Raw genomic sequence first — 6096 nt, 5'->3', positions numbered from 1 at the left:
GGAGTTCCTGAGGCTCAAGATCATCGCCAGCTTCCTGCCCGCGCTACCCGAAAATGCTCGATTGCACCCACAGTGATCCGCGAAGACCCACTTTTACTATTCGGCGATGAATGCCGGCAAGACCACCACCTTGCTGCAGTCGGCACACAACTACCGCGAGCGCGGCATGCGCACGCTGATCCTCACGCCCAAGCTCGATCACCGCGCCGGCAGCGGCGTGGTCGCCTCGCGGATCGGCCTGCGCGCGGACGGGCGCACCTTCGACCGCACCACCGAATTGCAGCAGCTGGTCGAACGCGATATCGCCACCGACGGGCCGCTGCATTGCGTGCTGGTGGACGAGGCGCAATTCCTTGGCCGCACGCAGGTCTGGCAATTGAGCGAGGTGGTCGACCGGCTACGCATCCCGGTGCTGTGCTACGGCCTGCGTACCGATTTCCGCGGCGAGCTGTTCGAAGGCAGCCAGTTCCTGCTGGCCTGGGCCGACGAACTGGAAGAGATCAAGACCATTTGCCACAGCGGCAGCAAGGCCACCATGACCGTGCGGGTGGATGCGCACGGCCACGCGGTGCAGGACGGCCCGCAGGTGGAGATTGGCGGCAACGAACGCTACGTGTCGGTCAGCCGCGCCGAGTTCAAGAAGATCATGCGCGGCGAGGGCCGCATCGATCCGCTGCAGATCGCCTTGCCGTTGCCCGCAGGCGAGACCTGATTTCCGCCCTGACGGCCAGGCCGTCGGCGCTGCTGGTGCGTGCCGCCGTGCCGGGTCGCCACGCCTGCGTCTGTTGCACCTATACGGTTTATCGGCAGTGCTAAACCCAAGCGGACATGCGGTTGACCACCATCGCCGACATCGACTGACAGGCGTATCGTTATGCCTGCATGGAGGCGGCCTGGTATACCTCCGGGCCCAACTGCCGTCCTGTAAACTGGCGACTGTCCACTCCTTGGGAGGCATTACATGGGTCCGCTTCCCGCTGAGCTTCGCGCCGATATCGCGCGCGTTGGCCGACTTTCCTCGGTTCCCGATGTCCTGGGCATCCTCACGCGTCTGACCGGCATGGGCTTTGCCGCAGTCGCGCGTGTGACCGAAGCGCGCTGGATCACCTGCCTGGTGCGCGACGAGCTGTCCTTCGGTCTAAAGCCTGGCGACGAACTGCCGCTGGCCACCACGTTCTGCGACAGCGTGCGGGTCAAGGGCAATGCCGTCTGGTTCGGCCATGCCTCGGACGACCCGGTCTACCGCGACCACCCTTCGCCGCGGTTGTACGGCTTCGAAAGCTATGTGTCGGTGCCGATCCGTTTCGACGACGGCAGCGTGTTCGGCACCCTGTGTGCGCTGGATCCGTTACCACGGGTCATGGATCGGCAGCTGGTGGAGAAGGTCGAGCTGCTCGCGCAGTTGCTGGCCGCACAGATCCAGGCCGAGCAGCGTGCCGAGGAAAGTGCGCAGGAATCGCAGCGCGCACGCAGCGAACTCGGACGCGCCGGGGCCTCGGCGCGGCTACGCGAAGAATTCATCGGCATTCTGGGGCACGATCTGCGCAATCCGCTGCAGTCCATGCTCGCGGTGGTGGATGCGCTGACCATCGACCCGATCAATCAACGTCAAGGCGAATCCATCCGCTCGCTGCAGCGCAGCCTGCAGCGCATGGAGGAACTGATCGACTTCGCCTGCGATTTCGCCCGTGGGATCGAACGCGACTGGCTGCAGATGGACTACGGCAATGGCAGCGACCTGTCCGACGCGCTGTCGCAGGTCGTCGACGAAACCCGCGCGGCCTATCCCAACCAGGTGCTGTCCACCCATGTCTCCATCGACGAGCCGGTGCATGGCGACGCGGTGCGGCTGGCGCAGATGTTTGGCAGCATGATGATCAACGCGGTGGTGCAGGGGCAGCAGAGTTCGTTGATCAAGGCAGTGGCGGTCACCGAGCGGGGCCGCCTGCGTGTGGAGGTCTGCAACCTGGATGGCATCGATCCGCGTCGACTGGACGTGCTGCATGCCTCCACCCACGTGCACACCGCCGGGCTGGCCTTGCCCGAGGTCGACCTGGGGCTGCACATGGCCGCGCAGATCGCACATGCCCATCAGGGCGAACTGCGCATCATCAGCGGCAACAAGGGCACCTGCTTCCGCGTCGAGCTGGCCTGCCAACGTCCGCGGGCGCGGATGCAGCTGGTCAAGGACGGCGCCTCGCACTGAGGCAGCACGCTGATGCGCGCGCCCGGTGCCAGAGGGGCGGTGGGCGCCATCGCCGCCCACCGCCACAAGGCCTCAAAACAGCTTGCGTTCGCCCGCCGGCGGCGGCGTCCACTGGTACAGCCAGGTCTCGGTCAGTGGCTTGCCGTTGGCGCGCAGGTACAGGCGGATATCGATCTGCCGGGTGCCCTCGTCCGGCGGCACCAGGTCGAACATCGCCCGGTAGCCCTTGAGTTCGTGCAACGGCCGCGCCGACACGATTTCGGTGGCGCCACGCGATACCTGCAGCACCACGTCCACCTTCGCCTTGGGGTCCCTGCCCAGCGCCGCCAGCTCGCCCCCGACGAAGTCCACCGCAAAGCGCCACGAGAAATGCGTGCGTTTCTGCCCGACGATGCCGCCCAGCCCGGTACGGGTTGCCACGCAGTGCGCCAGCGGCGAGCTGGCGGGCGGGCGGGCGCCCCAGTACAGCCGATATCCCATCAGCAGTTCCTGCCCGGGCTGCGGCTTGGCCTGCGGATTCCAGAACGCCACGATGTTGTCGAAGGTCTCGTCCACGGTGGGAATTTCCACCAGCTGCACCGAGCCCTTGCCCCAACTGCCCTTCGGCTCCACCCACAGGCAGGGGCGCTTCTCGTAGAACACGCCGTCGTCCTGGTAGTGGTCGAAGTTGCGATCGCGCTGCAGCAGCCCGAAGCCGCGCGGGTTCTCGTCCACGAACATGTTGAAGCGCAGCTGCGGCGGGTTGCACAACGGCCGCCAGATCCATTCGCCGCCGCCGGTCCACATCGCCAGGCCGTCGGTGTCGTGGATTTCCGGGCGCCAGTCCCAATCCATGCGGCGGTCGTTCTCGCCAACCTGGTACATGCTGGTGCACGGGCCGATCCCCAGCCGCTCGATCGCCTTGCGCGGATACAGCGCGCTGTCGATCTCCATGACCAGCACCTCGCCATTGGTGATGGCGAAGCGGTACGCGCCGGCCACGCTGGGAGAATCCAGCAGGCCATACACCACCACCGTGTCCGAGTCGTCGGCCGGCTGCTCCAGATAATAGGCAATGAAATCCGGGAACTCTTCCGGCCCACCGGTACCTGTGTCGATGGCCAGACCGCGCGCGGATTGGCCGTACTGCCCTTCCTTGCCCACCGCACGGAAATAGCTCGCGCCCAGGAACGCGGAGAAATCGCGCTCGGTGTCCTTGCGGGTATTGAGCCGGAAGCCCGCAAACCCCAGGTCCTTGGGCAATTGCTTGCCGCCCAGCCCGCTGCTGCCGTAGTCGAACGCAGCCGGATCGTAGGCCAGCTGCTGCGCCTTGCCATCGACGATGTCGTAGATGTGCACCGGGGTGTGGAAATACAGCCCCAGGTGGAAGAATTTCGCCTGGAACTTGCCATGGCCGTCGGCCCACAAGGCGTGGTCCTGGCGGTAGCGGATCGACTGGTATTGATCCCAGTTCAACGATTCCAGCGGGCCAGGCAATACCTGCTTATGGCTCTTGTAGGGCGCAGCCGCCAACGCACGCGCCTGGCCCTTGAGCCAACCATAGTCGAAGGGCTGCGGCTGACCGAGGCGACGCAACCCCACTGCCTTGGCCGCCAATGCCCACTGCGGGAGCGCCGGCAGGCCGAGCGCGGCCAGGGCGGCAGCGGCATTCTTGAGGAAGTGGCGTCGTTGCATGCGCATCGATCTGACTGGTGGAATGGGCGACATCATAGCCATACCCCGGCGTGTGCGTGAATGCGCCACTCAATGTGGTGTTGCCGACCCAGCGCAGGCATGCGGCAGATCCAGCGCGGTGACCTGCCTGCACAGGAACTCCCGTTGCGCCTGGGGCGTATCCGCACCGCTGTAGTGCAACAGGGTCCACTGCTCCTGCGCCTGCATCTGCGCACCGGGCGCGAGCGTGCGATAGGGGGCATGGACTTCCATTTCCAGCAGTCCGCGCTCCGGGTGGCGGGCCGGGGCATCCAGATACAGCTCCACCTGTCCTTGTTCGGGGTGGATGCGCGCTGCCGGCTGATGCGCGAAGCGGATCACCAGCACCTGCTGCCCGGCGAACCCGGCCATCCAGCCCGCGGAAGGTTGCAGCAATAGCTTGCCGCGCTGGGTCGCGCCATCGGCATGCGGCTCGGCGCGCAGTGCCAACAGGCCATCGTGCAGCTGATAGCGCGGCGCCACGGTCCCGGCATCGGCAGGCGGCTGCACGCGGATATCCGCCACCTGTGCCACCGGCACGAACACGCGCGTACTGGCCGCCACCCGGGTGTTGAACCACAGGTCCCAGGCGATTGGTTCCTCGCGGATATTGCGCGCACTGGCGTGCACCTCCACGGTATCCGCTCGCGCCGACGACAGGGCGATGCGCTTGCGCAGCCGCACCCCGCTCACCGGACTGGCCACGCCTTCCAGGCGCAACTGCCGCGCCGTGCGCGCAGCGATGCGTGTGGCTGCCAGCGACAGATAGGGATCGGGCGGCCACACCGCGCCGGCCGCCTTGCGTTGCGGATTGACCGACTGATGCAGCCACCACTGGCTTTGTGGACCAACCCACACATCATGGCCCAGATAGGCGATATCGCCGGCGCTGGCGGACAGTTCGGGATCCGGCTGCTGCTGGACCGCCGTACCGATCTTCAGCACATTGGGATGGCCCACCCGCTGGAACGCCAGGATCCGTCCACCGAATGCAGGTGTCGCCGTCAGCTCGATCACCTCGTTGGAGAGACCAATCCGTTCGACCGCTGCAGGCGCGTCGTGCGGCGGCGCGCAGGTGGCCAGCGCCGGCCAGCCCAGCACGCCGGCCATGGCAATGCACGCCAATACACCCCAGCCATCCTTCATGCAGGCCTTCCGCTTTACAGGGTCGGGCGATTGCAGGACTGCGGCGGCGGTCAACGCTGGCATCCGGCGCACCAGACCGTGGCCCGCTGGCCGATCATGGCATGCTTGAGTTCGCGTCCGCATTGCTTGCAGGGTTCCCCGTCTCGCCCGTACACCATGAGCTCTTGCTCGAAGTAGCCAGGTGCGCCGTCCGGACTGATGAAATCGCGCAAGGTGGTGCCGCCGCGCTGTATCGCGTATTCGAGGATCTGCTTCACCGCCGCGGCCAGCCGTCGATAGCGCTCCAACGAGACCTTGCCGGCCTCCCGCAAGGGGCTGATTCCTGCCCGATACAGGCTCTCGGCAGCGTAGATATTGCCGACACCGACGACCACCGCTTGATCCATCAGCAACGTCTTGACGGCAGCACGGCGGCCACGCGACAGCGCATACAGATAATCGCCGGTAAATGCCTCCGATAATGGTTCGGGACCGAGCGCGGCGAGCAATTCGTGCACTTGTGTCTCCGATTGCCACAGCAGGCATCCAAACCGGCGCGGGTCGTTGAAGCGCAAGACCCGCCCGTCCTGTAGGCTGATATCCACATGATCGTGCGCACGCGGCGGCGTATCGCCGGGCAGCACGCGCAAGCTGCCGGACATGCCCAGGTGCAGCAGCGCGCTGCCGCCAGCGTCGGTATCCATCAGGAGATACTTCGCGCGGCGCCGTACCTGGGTGATGCCGGCTCCGGGCAACAGGCGCTCGATCTGCTCGGCGATAGGCCAGCGTAGATCCGCACGGCGCAGGATCACGCCATGGATGCGTTGCCCGACCAGGTGCGGTGCCAGGCCACGCATGGTGGTTTCGACTTCAGGCAACTCCGGCATCGGGGCATCCAGCGACGCCGGTCATGTACCGGCCAACTTCAAGATGGAGGTGTGCGGGGCAAAAACAATCCAGAGCCAGCGCACCAGCGCACCAGCCCGGCCATGCGTAGGTTTTGATGAGGTGGAGGATTTGGAGTGGGGCAAAAAGAACAAACCCCCAGTCCTGTTGGACTGAGGGTTTGGGGA

Annotated in this window: 4 protein-coding genes and 1 pseudogene; 2 read left to right on the top strand and 3 right to left on the bottom strand. The window is 65.9% G+C overall.

Annotated features, from left to right (window positions below; translation table 11 throughout):
* Positions 1-79 precede the first annotated feature (79 nt).
* Both XcuCFBP2542_RS18400 and XcuCFBP2542_RS18395 read left to right on the top strand, forming a co-directional pair.
* Positions 80-712: pseudogene (locus XcuCFBP2542_RS18400) on the top strand (thymidine kinase); the annotation flags it as partial.
* 249 nt (positions 713-961) lie between these two features.
* Positions 962-2206, top strand: coding sequence for a GAF domain-containing sensor histidine kinase (locus XcuCFBP2542_RS18395; RefSeq protein ID WP_104605648.1), 1245 nt, complete (start codon positions 962-964; stop codon positions 2204-2206).
* A 72-nt stretch (positions 2207-2278) separates the two neighbouring features.
* Here the strand turns inward: XcuCFBP2542_RS18395 and XcuCFBP2542_RS18390 are convergent, their stop codons facing one another.
* The 3 genes from XcuCFBP2542_RS18390 to mutM form a co-directional block, all read right to left on the bottom strand.
* Positions 2279-3880: an OpgD/OpgG family glucan biosynthesis protein gene (locus XcuCFBP2542_RS18390; RefSeq protein ID WP_104605652.1), complete on the bottom strand. Its 1602-nt coding sequence runs from the start codon at positions 3878-3880 to the stop codon at positions 2279-2281.
* Positions 3881-3949: 69 nt separating this feature from the next.
* Positions 3950-5044: a DUF4380 domain-containing protein gene (locus XcuCFBP2542_RS18385; protein ID WP_104605646.1), complete on the bottom strand. Its 1095-nt coding sequence runs from the start codon at positions 5042-5044 to the stop codon at positions 3950-3952.
* A 50-nt stretch (positions 5045-5094) separates the two neighbouring features.
* The gene (gene mutM / locus XcuCFBP2542_RS18380) at positions 5095-5910 is read right to left on the bottom strand and encodes a bifunctional DNA-formamidopyrimidine glycosylase/DNA-(apurinic or apyrimidinic site) lyase (protein ID WP_104605644.1); all 816 of its coding nucleotides are present in this window, start codon (positions 5908-5910) and stop codon (positions 5095-5097) included.
* Between the last annotated feature and the right edge of the window lie 186 nt (positions 5911-6096).

This window comes from Xanthomonas cucurbitae, from assembly GCF_002939885.1.
Classification (GTDB): Bacteria; Pseudomonadota; Gammaproteobacteria; order Xanthomonadales; family Xanthomonadaceae; genus Xanthomonas; species Xanthomonas cucurbitae.
This window is presented reverse-complemented; position numbering and strand designations above follow the sequence as displayed.

Bases quoted from the DNA above. Each gene is read 5' to 3' on its own strand.
- mutM (WP_104605644.1), bottom strand. From the start codon at position 5,910: ATGCCGGAGTTGCCTGAAGTCGAAACCACCATGCGTGGCCTGGCACCG.
- XcuCFBP2542_RS18390 (WP_104605652.1), bottom strand. From the start codon at position 3,880: ATGCAACGACGCCACTTCCTCAAGAATGCCGCTGCCGCCCTGGCCGCG.
- XcuCFBP2542_RS18385 (WP_104605646.1), bottom strand. From the start codon at position 5,044: ATGAAGGATGGCTGGGGTGTATTGGCGTGCATTGCCATGGCCGGCGTG.
- XcuCFBP2542_RS18395 (WP_104605648.1), top strand. From the start codon at position 962: ATGGGTCCGCTTCCCGCTGAGCTTCGCGCCGATATCGCGCGCGTTGGC.